Source organism: Streptomyces sp. NPDC086023 (assembly GCF_044540325.1).
GTDB lineage: Bacteria > Actinomycetota > Actinomycetes > Streptomycetales > Streptomycetaceae > Streptomyces.
In genome coordinates, this window is sequence record NZ_JBITRX010000003.1 from 372,216 (window position 1) to 392,543 (window position 20,328).

At 76.5% G+C, this 20,328-nt stretch carries 20 protein-coding genes; 12 read left to right on the forward strand and 8 right to left on the reverse strand.

Annotated elements, in window-relative coordinates; all coding sequences use genetic code 11:
* Window positions 1-10 precede the first annotated feature (10 nt).
* The 9 genes from ACIF6F_RS08335 (at window position 11) to ACIF6F_RS08375 (ending at window position 9,239) form a co-directional block, all read left to right on the forward strand.
* Complete coding sequence (locus tag ACIF6F_RS08335; RefSeq protein ID WP_399943015.1) at window positions 11-1,135, forward strand: glycosyltransferase family 1 protein; 1,125 nt, start codon at window positions 11-13, stop codon at window positions 1,133-1,135.
* Window positions 1,132-2,205: a glycosyltransferase gene (locus ACIF6F_RS08340; RefSeq protein WP_399943018.1), complete on the forward strand. Its 1,074-nt coding sequence runs from the start codon at window positions 1,132-1,134 to the stop codon at window positions 2,203-2,205. Before ACIF6F_RS08335 ends, ACIF6F_RS08340 begins: the two co-directional genes overlap by 4 nt.
* Complete coding sequence (locus ACIF6F_RS08345; protein WP_399943021.1) at window positions 2,202-3,203, forward strand: glycosyltransferase; 1,002 nt, start codon at window positions 2,202-2,204, stop codon at window positions 3,201-3,203. The genes ACIF6F_RS08340 and ACIF6F_RS08345 overlap by 4 nt, the downstream gene beginning before the upstream one ends.
* 266 nt (window positions 3,204-3,469) lie before the next feature.
* Entirely contained in the window at window positions 3,470-4,339 is an 870-nt protein-coding gene (locus tag ACIF6F_RS08350) for a glycosyltransferase family 2 protein (RefSeq protein ID WP_399943022.1), read from the forward strand.
* 220 nt (window positions 4,340-4,559) lie between these two features.
* Window positions 4,560-5,027 (forward strand): hypothetical protein, encoded by a 468-nt coding sequence (locus ACIF6F_RS08355; protein WP_399943025.1) that lies wholly within the window; start codon window positions 4,560-4,562, stop codon window positions 5,025-5,027.
* Between the two features lie 90 nt (window positions 5,028-5,117).
* A complete protein-coding gene (locus tag ACIF6F_RS08360) occupies window positions 5,118-5,621 on the forward strand; it encodes an SRPBCC family protein (RefSeq protein ID WP_399943028.1) in 504 nt (167 codons plus the stop codon).
* Window positions 5,622-5,632: 11 nt separating this feature from the next.
* Window positions 5,633-7,264: a phytoene desaturase family protein gene (locus ACIF6F_RS08365; protein WP_399943031.1), complete on the forward strand. Its 1,632-nt coding sequence runs from the start codon at window positions 5,633-5,635 to the stop codon at window positions 7,262-7,264.
* An 83-nt stretch (window positions 7,265-7,347) separates the two neighbouring features.
* Window positions 7,348-8,343 (forward strand): SDR family oxidoreductase, encoded by a 996-nt coding sequence (locus tag ACIF6F_RS08370; protein WP_399943033.1) that lies wholly within the window; start codon window positions 7,348-7,350, stop codon window positions 8,341-8,343.
* 191 nt (window positions 8,344-8,534) lie between these two features.
* Complete coding sequence (locus ACIF6F_RS08375) at window positions 8,535-9,239, forward strand: 2OG-Fe dioxygenase family protein (RefSeq protein WP_399943035.1); 705 nt, start codon at window positions 8,535-8,537, stop codon at window positions 9,237-9,239.
* Between the two features lie 140 nt (window positions 9,240-9,379).
* Here ACIF6F_RS08375 and ACIF6F_RS08380 read toward each other — a convergent pair whose 3' ends face one another.
* The 4 genes from ACIF6F_RS08380 to ACIF6F_RS08395 are packed head-to-tail and all read right to left on the reverse strand — an operon-like array spanning window position 9,380 to window position 12,552.
* Window positions 9,380-10,528 carry a YbdK family carboxylate-amine ligase gene (locus ACIF6F_RS08380; protein ID WP_399943038.1) on the reverse strand — a complete coding sequence of 383 codons (1,149 nt, stop codon included), beginning with the start codon at window positions 10,526-10,528 and terminating at the stop codon, window positions 9,380-9,382.
* Between the two features lie 2 nt (window positions 10,529-10,530).
* A complete protein-coding gene (locus ACIF6F_RS08385) occupies window positions 10,531-11,595 on the reverse strand; it encodes an iron-containing redox enzyme family protein (protein ID WP_399943041.1) in 1,065 nt (354 codons plus the stop codon).
* Window positions 11,592-11,879, reverse strand: a complete 288-nt coding sequence (locus ACIF6F_RS08390; protein ID WP_399943043.1) for a CDGSH iron-sulfur domain-containing protein — start codon at window positions 11,877-11,879, stop codon at window positions 11,592-11,594. The genes ACIF6F_RS08385 and ACIF6F_RS08390 overlap by 4 nt, the downstream gene beginning before the upstream one ends.
* Window positions 11,863-12,552 carry a HemK2/MTQ2 family protein methyltransferase gene (locus tag ACIF6F_RS08395; RefSeq protein WP_399943046.1) on the reverse strand — a complete coding sequence of 230 codons (690 nt, stop codon included), beginning with the start codon at window positions 12,550-12,552 and terminating at the stop codon, window positions 11,863-11,865. The genes ACIF6F_RS08390 and ACIF6F_RS08395 overlap by 17 nt, the downstream gene beginning before the upstream one ends.
* Before the next feature lie 163 nt (window positions 12,553-12,715).
* On the opposite strand from ACIF6F_RS08395, the gene ACIF6F_RS08400 reads away from it, so the two are divergent.
* Window positions 12,716-13,084, forward strand: coding sequence for a hypothetical protein (locus tag ACIF6F_RS08400; protein ID WP_399943049.1), 369 nt, complete (start codon window positions 12,716-12,718; stop codon window positions 13,082-13,084).
* A gap of 214 nt (window positions 13,085-13,298) precedes the next feature.
* Entirely contained in the window at window positions 13,299-14,429 is a 1,131-nt protein-coding gene (locus ACIF6F_RS08405; protein ID WP_399943050.1) for a glutamate--cysteine ligase, read from the forward strand.
* A 44-nt stretch (window positions 14,430-14,473) separates the two neighbouring features.
* Here ACIF6F_RS08405 and ACIF6F_RS08410 read toward each other — a convergent pair whose 3' ends face one another.
* On the reverse strand, window positions 14,474-14,671 hold the full coding sequence (locus ACIF6F_RS08410; RefSeq protein WP_399943053.1) for a hypothetical protein: 198 nt from the start codon (window positions 14,669-14,671) through the stop codon (window positions 14,474-14,476).
* A gap of 498 nt (window positions 14,672-15,169) precedes the next feature.
* Here ACIF6F_RS08410 and ACIF6F_RS08415 point away from each other — a divergent pair, with 498 nt between their 5' ends.
* A complete protein-coding gene (locus ACIF6F_RS08415; protein WP_399943055.1) occupies window positions 15,170-17,152 on the forward strand; it encodes an amino acid transporter in 1,983 nt (660 codons plus the stop codon).
* A gap of 127 nt (window positions 17,153-17,279) precedes the next feature.
* Here the strand turns inward: ACIF6F_RS08415 and ACIF6F_RS08420 are convergent, their stop codons facing one another.
* Genes ACIF6F_RS08420 through ACIF6F_RS08430 form a run of 3 tightly spaced genes read right to left on the reverse strand, consistent with a single transcriptional unit; the run spans window position 17,280 to window position 19,913 of the window.
* The gene (locus ACIF6F_RS08420) at window positions 17,280-18,308 is read right to left on the reverse strand and encodes an FAD-dependent monooxygenase (RefSeq protein WP_399943058.1); all 1,029 of its coding nucleotides are present in this window, start codon (window positions 18,306-18,308) and stop codon (window positions 17,280-17,282) included.
* On the reverse strand, window positions 18,305-18,841 hold the full coding sequence (locus tag ACIF6F_RS08425; RefSeq protein ID WP_399943061.1) for an isoprenylcysteine carboxyl methyltransferase family protein: 537 nt from the start codon (window positions 18,839-18,841) through the stop codon (window positions 18,305-18,307). The genes ACIF6F_RS08420 and ACIF6F_RS08425 overlap by 4 nt, the downstream gene beginning before the upstream one ends.
* Window positions 18,842-18,848: 7 nt before the next feature.
* Complete coding sequence (locus tag ACIF6F_RS08430; protein WP_399943063.1) at window positions 18,849-19,913, reverse strand: type III polyketide synthase; 1,065 nt, start codon at window positions 19,911-19,913, stop codon at window positions 18,849-18,851.
* Between the last annotated feature and the right edge of the window lie 415 nt (window positions 19,914-20,328).

Consider the following 20,328-nt stretch of genomic DNA (forward strand, 5'->3'; position numbering starts at 1 on the left):
GGCGCGGGCCGTGCCCCCCGCCGTCCCGCCGCCCGGCGGCACCCCGTACCCGCTCCTCCGCCGCCCCGCCCGGCGGCGTGAGATCCGGGTGGCCTCGGTGCCGTCGGGGCACGTGTACGTACGGCACATCCACGCCTCGGACGGTTCCGACGCGGTGACGCTGCTGCCGGACCCCCGCCCCAACGGCGCCCCCAGCACCTCCCAGCAGTGGTGGCCCCCGGTCATGCTCGACCCCGGCTGGGTCCGGGCCAACCACCGCGCCTTCGACGTCTACCACCTGCACTTCGGCTTCGACGCCCAGACACCGGACCAGCTGGCGGACCTGGTCGGTCAGTTGCGCCGGCACCGCAAGCCGCTCGTGCAGACCGTCCACGACCTCCGCAACCCGCACCACCCCGACCGCCGCGCCCACGACGCGGCCCTCGACGTCCTGATCCCCGCCGCCGACTGCCTGATCACCCTGACCCCGGGCGCGGCGGAGGAGATCGCCGCCCGGTGGGGCCGCGCCGCGCACGTGCTGCCCCACCCCCACGTCGTCGACGAACCGGCGCTGTCCCGTCCCCGCGGAACCCGAGCCGGCTTCGTCATGGGCGTACACGCCAAGAGCCTGCGCCCCAACATGGCGCCCCTGCCCGTGGTCGCCTCCCTGGCCCGGATCGCCGCCGCCCTTCCCGACGCCGTGCTCCGGGTGGACATCCACCCCGACACCCACGACCCGGGCTCGCGGGCGCACGCTCCGGACGTGGTCGCGGGCCTGCGCGCGCTCGCGGCCCGCGACCGGCTGGACCTGCGGGTGCACGACTACTTCGACGACGACGCCCTCTGGACGTACCTCCAGTCCCTCGACCTGTCCGTGCTGCCCTACACCTTCGGCACGCACTCCGGCTGGCTGGAGGCCTGCCACGACCTCGGCACCGCCGTCGCAGCCCCCGACTGCGGCTACTACGCCCAGCAGCGCCCCTGCCACACCTACCGCCACGGGCAGGACGGTCTCGACGAGGAGTCCCTCGAAGCGGCCGTGCGTGAGGCCTACGAGCACCGGCCCGCCTGGCGCGCCCATCCGCCGTCCCGCGCCGCCGAACGGCAGGCCCTGGCCATCGCCCACCGGGCACTCTACGAAGCCTGCCTGCCATGACCCGGCCCCTGCGCATCGCCCTGATCGCCTCGGCGCGCTTCCCGATCCGCGAGCCCTTCGCGGGCGGCCTGGAGGCGCACACGTGGGTACTGGCCGCGGCACTGCGCAGCCGGGGCCACCGCGTCGCGCTGTTCGCGGCCCCCGGCTCCGACCCCGCCCTCGGCGTCTGCGAACTGCCCGTCCACACCCCCCGGCTGAGCGACGCCGCCCGGGCCGACCTGAGCATGACCGACCCCCTCGCCCTGGCCGAGCACCACGCGTACCTGCGGCTCATGCTCGACCTGTCGCCGAGCCGTGGCGGGGTCTCCTACGACGTCGTCCACAACAACAGCCTCCACTACCTCCCCATCGCCATGGCCTCCTCCGTGCCCGCCCCCGTCGTGACCACGCTCCACACGCCGCCCACCCCCTGGATGGAGTCGGCGATCCAGGCCGACGCCACCGGCTCGGTGGTGTTCACCGCCGTCAGCGCCCACACGGCGCGCGCCTGGCGGCCCCTGGTGACCGCTGCGCGCGTGGTGCGCAACGGCGTCGACGTCCGGCGCTGGCCGGTCGGTCCGGGCGGGGGCGGTCTCGTCTGGTACGGCCGGATCGTGCCCGAGAAGGGGCCCGCCCTGGCCATCGCCGCGGCCGAGGCCGCCGGGCTGCCGCTGACCCTGGCCGGACCGGTCACCGACCGCCCGTACTTCCGCGATCGGGTGCTGCCGCGTCTCGGCAGCCGGATCCGGTACGCGGGACACCTGGCCGGGGCGGAACTCGCCGCCCTCGTCGGATCGGCCTCGGCCACGCTGGTCACCCCCTGCTGGGACGAGCCGTACGGGCTGGTGGTGGCGGAGTCGCTGGCCTGCGGCACACCGGTGTGCGGCTTCGACCGCGGCGCGCTGGGCGAGATCCTCACGCCCGACTGCGGTCGGCTCGTGCCCTACCCGGACGTGCAGGCACTCACCGCGGCGATCGCCGAGGCCCGCACGCTGAGCCGCCGCGCCTGCCGCGAGCGGGCCGAGTCCTTCTGCTCGGTCGGCCACATGACGGACCGTTACGAGGCCCTGTACGAGGAGCTGTTGTCGTGATCGGCTACTACGTCCACCACCAGGGGCTCGGCCACCTCCACCGGGCGCTCTGCGTCGCCGGGCAGGCCCGCAGCCCCCTCACCGGCCTGTCCAGCCTGGACCCCCCGGACGGCTGGCCGGGGGACTGGGTGCGGCTGCCGCTCGACACCGGGGAGGAACCGGCGATCGACGTCCGCGCGCAGGGGCGGCTGCACTGGGCGCCCCTGCGGCACCCCGGCTACCAGGGACGCATGGCCGCCATCGCGGACTGGCTCGCCAGGACCCGGCCCTCGCTGCTGGTCAGCGACGTGTCCGTCGAGGTGGCCTGCCTGGCCAGGCTGATGGGCGTACCGGTGGTGGTCGCCGCCATGCGCGGGCGGCGCCGCGATCCGCCGCATCGGCTCGGGCACGACATCGCGCTGCGCCTGCTGGCACCCTGGCCCGCCGCCTTCCCCGAACCCGGCTGGCCCGCCCACTGGTACGAGAAGACCGTCTACACCTGTGCCTTCTCGCGGTCCGACGGCCGGCCCCGCCCGCCGCAGCCCTTGCCGGGCGGACACCGGAGGGTGCTGCTCATGCTGGGGGCCGGCGGCAGCCGCATCACCGCCGACGAGGTGCGCGACGCCCGGGCCGCCACCCCGCAGTGGGAGTGGGACGTGCTGGGCGGGCCCTTCGGGGCCTGGTCGGGCGACCCGTGGCCCCGCATCTGTGCCGCGCACGTGGTCGTCACCCACGCCGGGCAGAACGCCGTCGCCGAGTGCGCGGCCGCCCGCCGGCCGGCGGTGATCCTGCCGCAACCCCGGCCGTACGACGAGCAGTACGGCACCGCACGCGCCCTGGCGGTCGCCCGCCTCGCCGTGGTCCGGCCGGCCTGGCCGCAACCAGGGGAGTGGCCCGCGGTCCTGGACGAGGCGGCCGCCCTGGACGGTGGCGCCTGGGCCCGCTGGGCGCCCGGCGACGGAGCCCGCCGCGCGGCCCGCGCCCTGGACGAACTGGCGGGCACCCGATGGGATCCGTGACGCCGTCCGGCGGGGCGCCCGAGACGTTCCCGCCGAAGGGGGCGCGCGGGACGCACCGGCCCGGACCGGCTGCCGAAGCCACCGAACGGGCCGCCGAGGTCCCTGCGCCCACCCCCGTGGCTGAGCGGTCCGGGGAGGTTCCCGTGCCCGGGCGGTCGGGCGAGGCCCCGGGGCCTGCCCGTGCGGCCCCCATGTCAGGCCGGGCAGGTGCAGCCCCCGGGCCGGCCGGCCGGGCACCCGCTCCCGGCCCGGACCGCGGTGCGGTCGTGCGCGCCCGGGAGTCCCCGCCCGCCGGCACCGCGGGCCGCGTCGGCCACGGGCGGGTCGCGGTGGTCACGCCCGTCTCGGGGCGCCACCGGCACCTCGCCTTCCAGCAGGCCGGACTCGCCCGCGGCACCCGGCGGCCCGACCACTACGTCGTGGCCACCATGGCGGACCCGGAGGCCGGCCGCATCGCGGCCGCCGGTGATCCGCACGGCGACGCCGTCCCCGTGCCGGTGCCCGTTCCCGGCCGGCTGCCGCTGGCCGCCGCCCGCAACGCAGGCGCCCGGCGCGCCCTCGACGCGGGGGCACGCGTGCTCGTCTTCCTGGACGTGGACTGCGTGCCCGGCCCCGGCACGGTCGCCCGCTACGCCGCCGCCGCGCGCGACGGCATACTGCTCTGCGGCACGGTCGCCTACCTGCCGCCCCCACCCGCGGCCGGATACCGGCTCGCCCGCCTCCCGGAGCTCGCCGCCCCGCACCCCGCCCGCCCGGACCCCGGCCCCGGCGAGCTTCTGACCGGTGGCGACCCGGACCTGTTCTGGTCGCTGTCCTTCGCGGTCACCGCCGCCACCTGGGCGCGGATCGGCGGGTTCTGCGAGGAGTACACCGGGTACGGGGGCGAGGACACCGACTTCGCCCGCCTCGCGGACCGCGCCGGGGTCGGGCTGGGCTGGCTGGGCGGCGCCCCGGCCTACCACCAGTACCACCCCGTCGAGGACCCGCCGGTGCGGCACCTGGACGACATCCTGCGCAACGGCGCGTTGTTCCGGCGGCGTTGGGGCCACTGGCCGATGGACGGCTGGCTGCGGGAGTTCGCCCGCCTCGGGCTGGTCCGGCACGACCCCGCCACCGACACCTGGTACGCCACCTGAGCCCGCCGTCGCAGCGCCGGCACCACACGTGGACCGCGCCGCCGGGGGCCGGCCCGACCCCCGGGCCCCGCCGCAAGCCCCCGGCACGACACCCGGCCCCCCGCCGCAAGCCCCCGGCACGACACCCGGCCCCCGCCGCAAGCCCCCGGCACGCCGCCCGAGCCCCGGCCCGCCCGGCACCACGCTGGTTGAACACGGCGAACCGGGGCAGCAGCGGTCCATGGACCGACGACCGGCCGTGCGCTCCTCCACGGCGCTCCCGCCGCCCGAGGAACTGCTCGGCATCGCACGCCAGGTGGGCCGCGACTACCTGCGCTGGCGCGAGCGGCTGACGGCCTCCGAGGACGAGGGCAGCTGGGTCCAGCTCTTCCGGGCCGGCCCGCTCGGCGTCTGGGCCGTCGGCTGGGACCGCGTGCCGCCCGGCACCTGCTATCTGGCCCACGAGGACGTCCGCGGCGCCGTGTACGTGGCCCGCGGCACCCTCCTCCACGAACGGGTCCGCTTCGGCAGCGCCCCGCACTCCACGCAGGTCTCCGCGGGCGACGGCTTCTGCTTCGACGAGACCTTCTACCACCGGATGCAGGCGGCGCGGGAGCACGGGCCGACCGTCAGCGTGCACGTCTTCGCCGCGGAACCCCCCGACGACGCCGCGCCCCCGCCCGGACCGCACCCGGCCCCGTTCGGCTGAGCCCTTCCCGCCGAGGGAGTGTGCCGCGGCCGGGCCGGGGTAGGCGCGCGCCACGGCTCCCGCAGACGGCACACCGGCGAAGGAGGAGGAATGGCGGTACGGCACCAGCTCGTCGAAGCGCCTTCCGACCGGGTGTGGGCGGTGCTCGCCGACCCCGGGCTGTACGGCCGGTGGGTGGTCGGACCCACCGGATCGCGCCCCGTCGACGGCGACTGGCCGGACGAGGGAGCGCGCCTGGAGTACACCGTCCGCCTGGGGCCGTTCTCCGGCTCAGGCGTCACCACCGTCCGGTCCGCCGACCCCGGCCGGCTCCTGGAACTGGAGGCGGACAGCGGGCGGCTCGGCACGGCGCGGATCGCCATCGAGCTCAGGCCCTGGGGAGCGAACACCCTGGTCATCGTCGACGAGCACCCGCTCCGCGGGCCCGGCGGCGCCCTGCACAGCGCACCGCTGGACGCCCTGCTGCACGTACGCAACCGCCGCATGCTGCGCCGGCTGGCCGACCTCGTCGAGGAGCGGCCCCGCACCGGCGGGCACACCGGCGGGCCCGCCGCCCGCCGCCACGCCGCACGAGCGGCCGGCAACGGACCCTGAGAGGAGAGCCGATGCCCGACGCTGTGGTGATCGGCGCCGGCCCCAACGGGCTCGTGGCCGCGAACGTGCTGGCCGACGCGGGCTGGAGCGTCGAAGTCCTGGAGGCACAGCCGGAACCCGGCGGCGCCGTACGGAGCGACCGCCTGGTCCACCCCGACTACGTGTCCGACGTCTTCAGCGCCTTCTACCCCCTGGCCGCCGCGTCCCCCGTACTCGACCGGCTGGAACTCGGGCGCCACGGCCTGCGCTGGTCCCGGGCGCCCAGCGTCCTCGCCCACCCCCTGCCCGACGGCCGCTGCGCCGTGCTGGAGGACCGGGTGGACGCCACCGCCGCCGGCCTGGACGCCTTCGCGGCCGGTGACGGAGCCGCCTGGCGGGACCTGTGCGCGACGTGGGACAGGATCGGCCCCGATCTGCTGCGGTCCCTCTTCACCCCGTTCCCGCCCCTGCTGCCCGCCCTGCGCCTGCTGCCCCGCCTGCGCGCGGCCGGCGGCCTCCACCTGGCCCGCAGCCTGCTGCTGCCGGTGCGCAGGCTGGGCGAAGAGGAGTTCGGCGGGGACGGCGGACGGCTCCTGCTGGCCGGCAACGCGCTGCACGCCGACCTGGCCCCGGAGGCCGCGGGCAGCGGCGGCTTCGGGTGGCTGATGTGCATGCTCGGGCAGAAGTACGGGTTCCCGGTCCCCGTCGGCGGCGCCGGCGCCCTGACCGCGGCCCTCGTCCGCCGGCTGGAGGCCGCCGGGGGAGTGCTGCGCTGCGGGACTCCGGTCCGCGAGGTCGTCGTCCGGCACGGCCGGGCCGTGGGCGTCCGCACGGCCGACGGCGGCCGGGTGGCCGCCCGCCGCGCGGTCCTGGCCGACGTGGCCGCCCCGGCCCTGTACGGCGCCCTGGTCGACGAGGCCCTGCTGCCCGGCCGGCTCCTGGCGGACCTGAAGGCCTTCCACTGGGACTTCGCGACCGTCAAGGTCGACTGGGCGCTGAGCGGGCCGGTGCCCTGGACCGCCGCCGGGGCCGCCGGAGCCGGTACGGTCCACCTGGCCGACGGCGTCGACGCGCTCACCCGCTTCTCCGCCCAGATCGCCATGGGCCAGGTGCCGGACGAACCGTTCCTCCTGATGGGCCAGATGACCACCGCCGACCCCGCCCGCTCCCCGGCCGGCACCGAATCGGCCTGGGCCTACACGCACGTCCCGCAGCACGTGCGGGGCGACGCGGGCGGCCAGGGGCTCAGCGGCACCTGGGACCACGCGGAACAGGAGCGGATGGCCGACCGGGTCGAGGACCAGATCGAACGCCACGCACCCGGGTTCCGCTCCCGGGTCCTGGCCCGCCGGGTCCTCACCCCGCCCACCCTCGAACAGCTCGACGCCAACCTGCACGGCGGCGCCATCAACGGCGGCACCGCCGCGCTCCACCAGCAACTGCTCTTCCGCCCGCTGCCGGGCACCGGGCGCCCCGAAACCCCCGTACGGGGCCTCTACCTGGCGTCCGCCAGCGCGCACCCGGGCGGCGGCGTCCACGGCGCGCCCGGCGCCAACGCCGCCCGGGCCGCCCTGCGCGGCCGCCACACCGACCGCCTGCTGACCCGCACCCAGCGCGTCCTGGCCCGCCGGGACCGGAAGGGACGGGCGGCGGGCTCCGCATGAACGGGCCCGCGCGCGAACAGGGCCCGCCCGAAGCCCCCCGTGGCGGGCCCGCCCCGCCACGGCATTCCTTTGCAGGAGGCGGCATGGCACCGCACGACAGCCCGCTGCGCGGCAGGGTCGCCGTCGTCACCGGCGCGGCCCGCGGCCTGGGCGCCGGCCTGGCGCGCGAGCTCGCCGGCCGCGGCGTACGCACGGCCCTCGTCGGACACGAGGGCCCGCGGCTCGCCGAGGTCGCCGCGCCCTTCGGCGCCCTGGCCGCCTGCTGGGAGGCCGACGTCACGGACGACGCGGCCATGGCCCGCGTCGCGGAGGAGGTCACGGCCACTCTGGGACCACCGTCCGTCGTGATCGCCAACGCCGGACTTGCCGAGGGCGGCCCCTTCCCCACCTCCGACCCCGCCACCTGGCGACGCGTGGTCGACGTCAACCTCACCGGGAGCGCCACGACCGCCCGCGCCTTCCTGCCCGCGCTCCTCCAGACGCACGGCTACTTCCTGCAGATCGCCTCCCTCGCCTCGTTCGGCGCCGCACCGCTGATGAGCGCGTACTGCGCCTCGAAGGCCGGCGTGGAGGCGTTCGCCCACTGCCTGCGCGCCGAACTCGCCCACCGCCACGTCGGCGTCGGCATCGCGTACCTCAACTGGACGGCCACCGACATGATCGAGGACGCCGACCGGTACCCGGTGCTGCGCGAGCTGCGCGCGCACATGCCGCCCCCGGCCCGCCGGGTCCGCCCGGTGGGCGCCGTCGCCGCCCGCCTGGTGGACCGCACCGAGCGGCGTGCGGTGGCCGTGTACGTCCCCGCCTGGCTCCGCGCGGTCCAGGTGGTGCGCGCCGGCCTGCCGCCCCTGGTCACCCGGGTGGCACGCCGCGAACTGCCGCGCCTCGCGGCCGACGGGGACCTCGGAACCACGGGACTGCTGGGCGCGGGCGGCCGGGCGGACACCGCGGCAACCGACGAGCGGCCCGGTCCCACCGTCGGCAGCGGCCGTCCGGACCGATCGGCAGCCGCCGGCCGTCCGGGCGACCCGGCAACCGGCGGCGGGCCCGGCGACACGGACTCCCGAGGCCGGGGCTGACCGCCATGCAGCCCCGAGGCCGGGGATGACCGCCACGCACCCCGGCGTCCGGTGCTGACCGACCCGGATCCCCCGCCGGTGCTGGCGGCCAGGCCCCCGCGTCCGGTGCCGACCGGCCTTGCCTGGGCGCCGGGGCCGCGCGGGCCCGGGCCGGACGGCATGTGCGGCCCCAGCCAGGGCACACGCCGGGCATGGACGACACACACACCCTCGCCGCACTGGCCGGACCCGGTTACTGCCTGCTGCCACCCGACGAGGTCGGCGGACGTCTCGGCGCAGACCGGCACCGCTGGGCCGAGTTCGACCGGCACTGGGACCGCCTGGTGACGGACCCCTACACGGAAGAGGCGGGCACACACCGGCTGCGGCGCTACGGACACTTCGGCATGAGACCGGGACGGGCCGCGCAGCCCCGGGCGCACGGGGAATTCCTGCAACCGGAGGACAGCAACCCCCTGTACGTCGGCAGGGCGCGCGAGTTCGCTCCGCTCACCGGCGAGTTCACCGCCGATCCGCTGCTGGCGGGGCTGCTGGAACTGCTCGCCGAGGCGGCCGCAGTCCTCGCCGACCCGCCCGAGTGGACGGTGAAGGTCCACCCCTTCCGCGTCACGGCCACCGGCGGCCACGGTGGCGAACCCACCCCGGAGGGCGTCCACCGCGACGGAGTCACCCTGGTGTCCTCCCTGCTGGTGTCCCGGGTGAACGCCGAAGGCGGCGAGAGCACCGTCTACGCCCCCTCCGGAGACCCCCTGCTCAGCACCGTCCTGACCGAGCCCGGGACGCTGCTGCTGGGCGACGACCGGCACACCCTCCACGGGGTCTCCGCGGTCACCCCCAGCGACCCGGACCGCCCCGCCCACCGCGACGTCCTGGTGGTCACCTTCGCCGCTCCCTGACCGGGGCGCGCCCCAAGTGACCCGCTCGGGCCAGCCCGTTCCCCTCGGCCGCCCCGTTACCCTCGGCCGCCCTGGGCCTCTTCGGCCACCCTTGGCCCCCCTTGCGCCCCATGGGGCCCGCGCGACTGGCGCCCACCCCGTCACCCGAGGCCGTCCCCGCCCCCGTCCGGCACCCGCTCCGTCGCCTCCACCAGCCACCGCACCGCCCCCTTGAGCCCGCCGGGCCCCGCCGCGGCCGCGCGCTGGGCGGCCGCCCCAGCCCCCCGCCCCCCACGCACCACGCCGGACAGCCCGGCCCGTACGAGGTCCAGCTCACCGGTCTCGGACAGCGCCTCCCCCACGTGCTCCAGCAGGCCCTCCAGCAGCTCCGCACCCGGCCTGCGGCGGCCGGCGAGCAGGTCGATACCGGTGGCCGCGGGCCCGTCCCTGGCCGCCTTCCAGTACGCGGCCCGCACCTCCTCGGCCGCGACCGGCGGCCCCACGTCGCCGGCCCGCACCGCCCGCATCGACACGCGCACGAGGCCCCGTACGAGTGCCGCCAGCGCCACCGCGTCGTCGAGTTTCGGCACCACGTCCAGGCACCGGACCTCCACGGTGGGCAGCCGGGGGTTGGGCCGCACGTCCCAGAACGGCAGCGAGGCGTCCAGCATGGCCTCCGCATCCGCGATCAGCCGCGCGGTGCGCCCGGCACCGGCAGCCGAGGCGGCGTACGGCGGTGGCCCCAGGCACGGGAAGCGCAGGCGCACCACGGAACGCCAGCTCGCGTAGCCGGTGTCCCGGCCCTGGTCGTACGGCGAGTTGGCGCCCAGCGCGACGAGCAGCGGCAGCCAGGGGCGCAGGTGGTTGCCGACCAGCAGCGCCTCGTCGGCGTCGGGGCAGTGGACGTGGACGTGCTGGGCGCAGAGCGCGAAGTCCGCCATCATGCCCCGGTACTGGGCCGTCCCGGCCCGGTAGCGGGGATGGTCGGCCACGGCCGCCGGGTCGACCCGGCCGAGCACCGGCGTTCCGGAGGCACACAGGCGGAGGCCGTGGGCGCGGGCGGCGGCGCCGGCCGCCCGCCGCGCCGCGGCCAGTTCGGCACGCAGGCGGGAGAGTCCGGCGCACGGCGGGGTCCGCGTCTCCACCTGGTAGAGGGTGAACTCGCCCGAGACCGCACCGCCGTGACCCGCGGCGCGCGCCGCGGCCACCACCTCCGCCGCGCGCGGCCGGATCCGCCCGGTGGCGGGGTCGACCAGGAAGAACTCCTCTTCCACCCCGAGCAGCGGCACCCCGGGCCCGCCACCGGACACGGTCACTCCCCGGGCAGCGGCCGGCGCAGCGCCGACGCCCCTGCCGCCCACCGGGCCCGCAGGCGGTCCGCGAGACGGTCCTCCAGCAGTCCGGTGGCCGCGCACCCGAAGGCGACGTCCGCCTCCAGGCCGGGCTCGGACCGGAGCAGTCCGCCGACCACCCCGTGCCGCACGACCTGTTCGTGCACGGCGTCCGCCTCCACGTGCTCGGCGTAGAAGTGCTCGGCCGCCGCACCCGCGCCACAGCGCCGCATGGCCCCGGCCAGCCGCCGCGAACCGGGCGAGGACGTCACCTCGACCCAGGCGAAGTGGCCGACCAGCGCCCCGCGCAGCTCCCGGTGCAGCCCGAACAGCGACATCAGGTTGACCGTGGCGAGGACGGCCGCGGGCGCCTGCTCCAGGTAGCCGCCGTACGCGGGGTCCAGTCCGAGGCCGGTCATCAGGTCCGCGAAGAGGCGGGCGTGCACCCGCTCGGCCCGGCCGGCGCCGAACTCGTCGTACTCGATGGCCGCCATGGCCGACTTGGCCTCGCCCGTGAGCCGCGGCAGCACCCACGCGTGCGGGTCGGCCTCCTTGAGGTGGTACAGGGAGCGCAGGGCGGCGTACTCGCGCAGCTGCCACAGCTCGCCCTCGGTCTCCAGGAAGTGGCTCAGGCTCCCCTCCGGGTCGGCGGGCTCCTCCAGCAGCGGCCCGAACGCCGCGTCCACGGTCGCGGGTACGTCGCCCAGCGCGCCGCGCAGCGCGGTCAGCATGCGGAACTCCAGCCGGGCGCGCAGCCGCAGCAGGTCCGGGTCCCACTCCAGGGCGTCGGACACGCCCGCGAAGCCGCGGTAGTGCAGCTCGTACAGGACGTACAGCGCCAGCTGGAGGTCCTCGCCCCACGGGTCGGCCGCCGCGACGTCCCGCTCGGGCACGGCCGGATCCGACGGGGAGCCGGTGCGCAGGGCGTCCAGCACGGACGCGGACAGTGGCCCGCGGGCGCCGGGCAGCCGCGGCGGGCCGCCGTCCGGCCCGGCAGCCACGGTCCGGTGATCCGCCGGGCTCTCGGTCGCGGTAGGCGGTTTCATCGCTCGCTCTCCTTCCCCTCTGGATCGGCCGCCGCGGCACGCGCGGGGGCGCGCCGGCGGCGACGGTGACTGGTGTCGCACCACGGGGGCGTCCGGGTACGCCGGCAGGTGCACAGGGCCACCGCGAACCGGTCGGAGGCCGCGACGCTGCCGTCGGGCATCACCACCTCGACCGGCCCTTCGAGCAGCACCGGCCCGCCGGGCTCGAACCGCACCCGGCACACGGGCGCGCCCCGCTCCGACCCCACCCCACCCGTCTCGGGCATCTCAGGCGTACCGGCCACGGATGACCACCAGTTCCTCCCGGTCCTCGCCCGGCGCGGCGAAGCCCTGCTCGGTGAGCCACGCCCGGCGCCCGCGCAGGACGGGCCCCCACCCGATCCGGCGACGCACCTCGACACGCGCCGAGATGCCACCGCGCGCGAGCATCGCCAGAGTGCGCTCGCTGTCGCACATGGCGGAATGGACCATGAGCAGCACACCGCCGGGCCGCAGCAGGGTCGGGGCGGCAGCACATATGGGGTCGATCACGGCCCGTCCGTCGCCCCCGGCGTCCCATGCGCGCCGTTCCCCGCGGACCGGCAGGGCGGCGTCCGGGGACGGCACGTACGGGGGATTGGCGAGGACGAAGTCGTAGCGCGGCCCGCGTCCGGCACGTACGGCGAAGTCGCCGTGGCGCACCTTGACCGGCAGGCGGCGCAGCCGCGCGTTGAGCCAGGCGGCGAGCACGGCCGCCCACGACGCGTCGACCGCCGTGACGGCCGCACCCGATTCCGCGGCGCGCAGCGCGACCACTCCCGTTCCGGTACCGATGTCCAGCACCGACCGGCCCGGACCGATGTCCTCACGGGCCACCGCGGCCTCCAGCAGCCGGCTGTCGGCCTGCGGCCGGTACACCCCGGGCAGGGCGACCAGCCGATCAGGGACGGCGCCCCCGGCACCTGCGGCAACGGCCATCGTCCACCTCCATGCGCACGAAACCTCCAGTGATCACCGCGCCTACCCCGAACCCCCGCCCGCATCCCACCCACCTCGCCCCCACCTCCGGCAACGGATTGCCCGACCGCCGCCGGGGCAGGCGCAGGGCCCGAATCATCGGCCCACGACGCGAGGAGCTCCCATGGCCACCAGCCCGAAGTCACACCCCCCGCACGGCGAGGGCCCCACCCGCCACGAAGGCACGGAACAACACGGCTGGGCGGTCGACGTCGACTCGACGCACACCGAGGAGAACCCCAGCGCCCGGCGCTCCTTCGACACCCCGGCCCGGCGCCCCGAGCGCAGGGGCCCGCCGCCCGGACCGGACGAGGGCGTCCCGGTGGAGAGCACGACCACCAGCGGCGAGGACCACGCCCGCCGCCCCCAGAAGGGCCACCACGACACGGGCCCCCGAGGCCGCTCCCAACGCCCCAGCGGCACAAAGGACGCCTCGGCATACACCGGCATCGCCCCGAAGAAGAACCCTGACCAGCACCCCCACGACGCCTGAGCGCAGGCTCACCGGCCTCCCGGACCACCGCACGGGTCACCGGCCGATCCGGGTTTGGGCACCGGGAAAGTGGTCAGACGGCACCCATCATCGCCTCGACAGGAAGGTCCGGGATGGGGACCATGCTGCTGCTCACCGCTCCCGCATTGCTCGCGCTGCTGCTCGCCTTCTCAGGGGGCGGCAGCCGGGCGCGCCACCGTAGCGGGGGGTCCCGATGACGGCCGCCGCGCGGAGCGTCGGCGTCGAGGAGGAGTTGCTGCTCGTCGCGCGTACGACCGGCGAGCCGCTGGCCCTGTCCGCCGCCGTGCTGGCCGCCGCCTCCCGCGCGGCGCCCGCAGGACTGGACGAGGCGTTCGAGAAGGAGCTCAAGAACGAACAGGTCGAGTTCGCGACCCGGCCGGTCACGTCCATGGGCGAGCTGGCGGAGGAGATCGGCCGCTGGCGGGCCGAGGCCGCCCGGCATGCCGCCGGCGTCGGCGCCGGCGTCGCCGCGCTCGCCACCTCGCCGCTGCCCGTCCAGCCGTCCATGAGCCCGGGCGAGCGGTACCGCTGGGTCGGCGAGCAGTTCGGGCTGACGGCCCAGGAGCAGCTGACGTGCGGCTGCCACGTCCACGTGTCGGTCGAGTCCGACGAGGAGGGCGTCGCCGTCCTGGACCGCATCCGCCCCTGGCTGCCGGTCCTGACGGCCATGAGCGCCAACTCTCCCTTCTGGCAGGGCGCGGACACGGACTACGGCAGCTACCGCAGCCGCGTGTGGAACCGCTGGCCCTCCGCCGGGCCCACCGAGGTCTTCGGCACCGCGGACCGCTACCACCGGCAGGTCGACGACATGCTCGCCACCGGCGTGCTGCGCGACGTCGGGATGGTCTACTTCGACGCCCGGCTGTCGGCGAACTACCCGACGGTGGAGATCCGTACGGCCGACGTCTGCCTGCACGCCTCCACCGCGGTCCTCCTCGCCACGGTGTCCCGCGCCCTGGTGGAGACCGCCGCCCGCGCCTGGCGTGCGGGCGACCCGCCGCCGCGCATCGGCGTCGGCCTGATGCGCCTGGCGTCCTGGCGCGCCGCCAGGTCCGGGCTCGACGGGCCGCTGATCGACCCCCGGTCCATGGCCCCGGCCCCGGCCGCGGCCGTCGCCGAGGCGCTCCTGGAGCACGTACGGGACGCGCTGGAGGAGACCGGCGACCTGGAGGACGCGCGCAAGGGCATGGCCCACCTGCTGGAACGGGGCAACGGCGCCCGTGTGCAGCGCGACGTCCTGCGCGAGCGCGGCGGCCTCCCCGCCGTGGTGGAGGAGTGCTGCCGCATCACCGCCGAGGCTCCGCATCCCCACGGGGGCGTGTGAGCGGGGCCGGGCAGCAGGTCCTGCACGTCGTCGTCCAGCAGCTCCTACACGTCGTCGTCGCGCATGTCCTCGTCACCGCGGTCACGCTGCATCTCGTCCTCCCGACGGCGCAGCTCCTCCGGACTCTTCCCTTCCTGGCGGGAGGAGCGGGCGGAGCCCTGCCCGGGCTCCTTGCCCCGCTGGTCCTGCTGCTCCTCGCGGCCCTTGCCCGGCTGCCGCTTCCTGTCCTGCATTCCGCCCATGGCTCTCGACTCCTCCGGGGGACTTCGCGGGTACCTTGCCGGACCACCGTGGCACGACGCGTGACATGGCGCACCATTTCGGTGACGCGAGGTGACGGAGTCCGTGGGTGCCGCCGCCGCGGTGCGCGTTAACGATGCGTCAAGATTTTCCCCGAGCGGGGGCGCCGGGCCGCCCGCCCGCCGGCCCGGACCGTGCCCTGCGCCGAGCCCCACGGCCTGGGCTTTCCGCCCGTACGGAGCCCCGGCCGCCGGATTCCGCCGTACCGGACCGGCCCGTCGCCCCCGGCCCCATAGCCCGGCGAAACGGGCAGACGCGCCCCGGTCCCGGTGGCCCCGGGGCCGGCGGGGCCGGCGCCGGGCCCATACTCGGTGATCGTTGTGAGAGCCCTGTGGCTGCGGCCGCGGTGCGGCCGCGGTGTGGCTGCCATCGCAGTCGAGGACAGCCGGGGGCGGCCGGTGCGCGTGCGCCGGACGGATCGGGATGGGTTGATGGGGGACATGAGCCAGGCAAACGAGCCGGTGATGCCGGAGGTAGTGGACAAACCCGTGCTGCGGCCGCAGCCCACGGGCAAGCTGGCGCAGTGGATGCTGCGGCACCGGGTGCAGCCCGTCGGCCCGGCGGCCGGCGAGGAGCACGCCGAGCCGCACGCCTGGTGGAAGGTGATGTGCCTGACCGGCGTGGACTACTTCTCCAGCCTCGCCTACGTCCCCGCCATCGCCGCCCTCGCCGCCGGCGCCGTCTCCCCGCTCGCCACCCTGCTGATCGTGGCGCTGACGCTCCTCGGGATGCTGCCGATGTACCGGCGGGTGGCCAAGGAGAGCCCGCACGGTGCCGGTTCGGTCGCGATGCTGGAGGACCTGCTCCCGTTCTGGTGGGGCAAGCTGTTCGTCCTGGTCCTGCTCGGCTTCGTCGCCACGTCCTGGATCATCACGATCACCCTCTCCACCGCCGACGCCTCCGTGCACGTGGTGGAGAACCCCTTCTTCCCGGCAGCCCTGCACGGCCACGAGGTCGCCCTGACCGTCGCGCTCCTGCTGGTGCTCGGCGGGGTGTTCCTGCTCGGCTTCAGCGAAGCGGTCAGCGTCGCCATCCCGCTCGTGGCCGTCTTCCTCGCCCTGAACGCCGTGGTCATCGGCGTCGGCCTGGTCGACGTGGTCAGCACCCCCGGCGCCTGGTCCGCGTGGACGGACGCCCTCGCCGATACCGGCGGCAGCTTCGGCGACCTGCTCGGCCCGGCGCTGCTCGCGTTCCCGCTCCTCGTCCTCGGCCTGTCCGGTTTCGAGACCGGCGTGAGCATGATGCCGCTGGTCGCAGCCGAAGGCGCCGACGCCGAACAGCGCCTGCGCTCGCGGATCCGCAACACCCGCCGCCTGCTCACCACCGCCGCCGCGATCATGAGCGTCTACCTGCTCGCCGCCAGCTTCGTCACCACCGTCCTGATCCCGCAGGAGGCGTTCGAGCCGGGCGGCGCCGCGAACGGCCGCGCTCTCGCGTGGCTGGCGCACGAACACGTCGGGGAGGGCTTCGGCACCGTCTACGACATCAGCACGATCCTGATCCTCTGGTTCGCCGGCGCCTCCGCCATGGCGGGCCTGGTCAACATCGTCCCCCGCTACCTCCCGGACTACGGCATGGCCCCCGAGTGGGGACGCGCCGTCCGCCCGGTCGTGATCGTCTACACGGTGCTCTGCGTCCTCATCACGATCGCCTTCGACGCCGACGTCGACGAGCAGGCCGGCGCCTACGCCACCGGCATCCTGGCCATGATGGTCTCCGGGGCCTTCGCGGTCACCGTCTCGGTCGCCCGGCACCGCCGGCGCGTGCCCACCATCGGCTTCGCGCTCCTGACCGCGGTGCTGCTCTACGCCCTCGTCGCCAACATCATCGACAAGCCCGACGGCATCGTCATCTCCGCCTTCTTCATCGCGGGCATCATCGTCGTCTCGCTGGTCTCGCGCGTGTCCCGCACCACCGAGCTGCGCGCCGACCGCATCGTCTTCGACCCGGACGCGCGCCGGTTCATCGACGACACCCTCGCCTTCGACAACGCCATCAACCTCGTCGCCAACCGCCGCCAGGCCGGCGACGCCGCCGAATACGCCGACAAGGAGCGCGAGCAGCGCGGCGCCAACCCCGTCCCGGGCACGGCCGACGTGCTCTTCCTGGAGATCGACGTGGTGGACCCGTCCGACTTCAGCGACACGCTGACCGTCCACGGCGTGGAGGTCGACGGGCACCGGATCCTGCGCGCCGAAGCGCCCGCCGCCCCGAACGCCATCGCCGCCATCCTGCTGGCCCTGCGGGACGCCACGGGTGTGCAGCCGCACTGCCACTTCGCCTGGGCGGAGGGCAGCCCGCTGGTGCACATGGTCCGCTACTTCCTCCTCGGCCGCGGCGACACGGCACCGGTGACCCGCGAGATCATCCGCAGCCACGAGCCGGACCCCGACCGCCGCCCCGGCATCCACGTCGGCGGCTGAGGACCGGTACGCGCCCGGGGCCGGCCGCACGCACGGCCGCCCCGGGCCCCGCAGACAGCGACCCCGCCGCCGTACCGCCGCGGCAGCCCCCACCGCCCCTGCCCCGTTCCGCCGGGCAGCACGGCACTCACGCCAGCAGGTTCACCGCACGCCCGAAGACCCCAGGGAACCGCGCCGCCGCCGGAACGATCAGCGGGGCGAGCCGGGGCTGGTTACGGGCCCACAGGAGGGACCTCGTCAGCAGCCGGTAGCTCCGCGACAGCCGGCACCAGGCCCCCTCGTACGCCGCCGGCCGGCCCTCGCGCACGCAGCGCACCAGCTCGCCCGCCGAAGCCAGAGCCAGCGCGAGGCCCTCCCCGGTCAGGGCGTCGACGTACCCGGCGGCATCGCCCACGAACAGCACCCGGCCGGCCACCCGCGTCCGGGCCTCCCGGCGGAGCGGGCCCGCGCCCCGCACCGGCGTCCGCCCGGCACCGCCCAGCCGGGACAGCAGCAGCGGGAAGGCCGCGAGCTGGGCGTCGTACGCGCACTGCTCCGAGGTCAGCACGGCGATCCCGACCTCACGCGGGCCCACCGGGGTCACGTACGCCTCCCGCCCCGCCGACCAGTACACCTCCACCAGGTCGCTCCACGGCTCGACCGCGTAGTGGCGGCGCAGCCCGTACCGCGCCGGCCGCGCCCGCCCGGCGGGCGGCACCTCCAGCCCGAGGGAGCGGCGGACCGGCGAGTGCAGGCCGTCCGCGGCCACCAGGTACCGGGCAGAGGTGCCGTCCGCCTCGACGTGCGTGTCGTACTGGCCGACCCGGCGCACCCGGCGGGGGACCACCGTGACGCCCAGCTCCGCGGCCCGGGCGGCGAGCGCCGCGTGCAGCAGCGTGCGCCGCACCCCGAGGCCGGGTCCCGCCAGGAACTCCGCCTCGGCGCACCGCCCGCCGGCCGCGTCCAGGTAGCGGATGCCGCGCAGCGGCCGGCCCGGCGCCGCCACACCGAGCGCGTCCAACGCACGTACCGCGCCCGGCATCAGGCCCTCGCCGCACGCCTTGTCGACCGGGGTGCCACGCGGTTCGGCGACCACGACCTCGAACCCGGCGAGCGCCCCGTGGATCGCCGTGGCCAGCCCCGCCGGGCCGCCGCCCACGACGAACAGGTCGATCACGGGGCCGCGCCGGCGGCCGTGAGCGCACGGGCGGACGCCAGCGCGCCGTCCTCGCAGCGGATGCGCACGGACAGCAGCGCGGCGTTCAGCACGGTGAAGCCGAGCGCGGTCACCCAGGCGGAGTGCACCAGCGGCAGCGCCGCCCCCTCGACGACGACCGCGAGGTAGTTGGGGTGGCGGAGGAAGCGGTACGGGCCCGAGGCGACCAGCGGCAGCCCCGGGACGATCAGCACGCGGGTGTGCCAGCGGCGCCCGAGCGTGGCGATGCACCACCAGCGCAGCCCCTGGGCCGCCGACACCAGGGCCAGCGCGGGCCAGCCCAGCAGCGGCAGGAACGGCCGGTCCGCCACCCAGGGCTCGACCAGGCAGCCGGCCAGCAGTGCCGTGTGCAGGGCGACCATCACCGGGTAGTGGCCCGCCCCGTGCTCCCGCCCGCCCCGCGCCCGGCTCCAGGCGCCGTTGCGGCGTGCCACGGCGAGTTCCGCGAACCGCTCGGCGACGACCAGCAGCACCAGTACGACGTACGCCGTCATGCGCGCCTCACCAGCCCAGCAGCACGAGTTCGGAGGAGAACCCCGGCCCGAACGCGATCATCAGGCCGGCAGCGCCGGGCGGCGGTGCCGAGGCGCGGGCGTCGCGCAGGATCTGCAGCACCGAGGCGGAGGACAGGTTGCCGGTCGCGGCCAGGGCCCGCCGGGAGGGGGCCAGCGCGGAGTCCGGCAGCCCGAGGGCCCCGGCGAGGGCGTCGAGGACCTTCGGGCCCCCGGGATGGCAGATCCAGGCGGCGACGTCCCGGGGCTTGAGGTCGTGACCGGCGAGGAAGGACTCGACCTCCTCGGCCACGTGCAGCCGGACGAGTTCGGGGACCTCGCGCCCCAGGACCATCCGGAACCCCCAGTCGCCGACCTCCCAGCCCAGCAGGTGCTCCGTACCCGGGTACAGGCGGCTGCGCGTGCCCCTGACCACCGGTCCGGGTGCGGGGACCGCCGGCGCGGGCTCGTGCTCGTCACCGACCGCGACCAGCGCCGCGGCCCCGTCCCCGAACAGGCTCCCCGCCACCAGGTTCGCCATCGACGTGTCGGACGGCTGGAGGGTGAGCGAGCACAGCTCCGTGGACAGCAGCAGCGCCTTGCGCCCCGGCCGGCCGTCCAGCAGGCCGTGTACGCGGGCCAGCCCGGCGGCGCCTCCCGCGCAGCCGAGACCGAAGAGCGGCACCCGCTCGACGTCCGGCCGCAGCCCGACCCGCGCGGCGAGCCGGGCCTCCACGGAGGGCGCGGCGATGCCGGTCACGGTCGTGGAGACGACGACGTCGATCTCGTCTGCCCGCACCGCGGCCTCGTCGAGCGCCCGCTCCACCGCCTCGGCGCCCAGCGCCACGGCCAGGTCCACGAACAGCCGGTTGGTGTGCCCGAACCCGCCCAGCTCCCGGTACCCGTCCAGGGGGAGGGCGAGGTGACGCGTCTCCACCCCGGCCGCTCCGTGCAGCCGGCGCAGGAGCGCGGCATCGGCCCCGGACGGCAGGCAGGAGGCGAGGACCTCGGCGATCTCCTGCTGCGTGTGGCGGTGCGGCGGAAACGCCGTACTCACCGCGAGGACGCGTGTCATCGCTCCAACATAGGGACAGGTGCCCGCCGGACCCCTGAACACGGCCACCCCGGGCGCGCCGGGGGCGCCGGGCGCAGGGGTGCCGAGGGTTCGGAGCGCGGATGCGCCGGGCGGCGGGGGCGGGCGTGACTCTGCGGGGCACGTCGAGACGCTGGACACGGGCGCGCCAGGGGTTCGGGGCGCTGGATTCGGGCGGGCGCGGGCGCGCCGAGGGATTCGGGCTGTGCCCGGCGCGCCCAGCGTGTGTACGCAACCCTGAGCGGCGGGCCGAGCCGCGGAGCGTGGCTGCGCCGACCGAGCATGCCGGAGCGTTCAGCACCGCCGTCACGAGTGTGCCGGGCGCGCAACGCGGCCGTGCCGGCTGTGCCGCGTGGCGCGACTGCCGTGACGCGTGCCGGGCGGCCGATCGCGGTCC

Bases quoted from the DNA above. Each gene is read 5' to 3' on its own strand.
- ACIF6F_RS08430 (WP_399943063.1), bottom strand. From the start codon at position 19,913: ATGACACGCGTCCTCGCGGTGAGTACGGCGTTTCCGCCGCACCGCCAC.
- ACIF6F_RS08360 (WP_399943028.1), top strand. From the start codon at position 5,118: ATGGCGGTACGGCACCAGCTCGTCGAAGCGCCTTCCGACCGGGTGTGG.
- ACIF6F_RS08340 (WP_399943018.1), top strand. From the start codon at position 1,132: ATGACCCGGCCCCTGCGCATCGCCCTGATCGCCTCGGCGCGCTTCCCG.
- ACIF6F_RS08385 (WP_399943041.1), bottom strand. From the start codon at position 11,595: ATGAAACCGCCTACCGCGACCGAGAGCCCGGCGGATCACCGGACCGTG.
- ACIF6F_RS08415 (WP_399943055.1), top strand. From the start codon at position 15,170: ATGAGCCAGGCAAACGAGCCGGTGATGCCGGAGGTAGTGGACAAACCC.
- ACIF6F_RS08400 (WP_399943049.1), top strand. From the start codon at position 12,716: ATGGCCACCAGCCCGAAGTCACACCCCCCGCACGGCGAGGGCCCCACC.
- ACIF6F_RS08410 (WP_399943053.1), bottom strand. From the start codon at position 14,671: ATGGGCGGAATGCAGGACAGGAAGCGGCAGCCGGGCAAGGGCCGCGAG.
- ACIF6F_RS08375 (WP_399943035.1), top strand. From the start codon at position 8,535: ATGGACGACACACACACCCTCGCCGCACTGGCCGGACCCGGTTACTGC.
- ACIF6F_RS08425 (WP_399943061.1), bottom strand. From the start codon at position 18,841: ATGACGGCGTACGTCGTACTGGTGCTGCTGGTCGTCGCCGAGCGGTTC.
- ACIF6F_RS08355 (WP_399943025.1), top strand. From the start codon at position 4,560: ATGGACCGACGACCGGCCGTGCGCTCCTCCACGGCGCTCCCGCCGCCC.
- ACIF6F_RS08370 (WP_399943033.1), top strand. From the start codon at position 7,348: ATGGCACCGCACGACAGCCCGCTGCGCGGCAGGGTCGCCGTCGTCACC.
- ACIF6F_RS08405 (WP_399943050.1), top strand. From the start codon at position 13,299: ATGACGGCCGCCGCGCGGAGCGTCGGCGTCGAGGAGGAGTTGCTGCTC.
- ACIF6F_RS08365 (WP_399943031.1), top strand. From the start codon at position 5,633: ATGCCCGACGCTGTGGTGATCGGCGCCGGCCCCAACGGGCTCGTGGCC.
- ACIF6F_RS08395 (WP_399943046.1), bottom strand. From the start codon at position 12,552: ATGGCCGTTGCCGCAGGTGCCGGGGGCGCCGTCCCTGATCGGCTGGTC.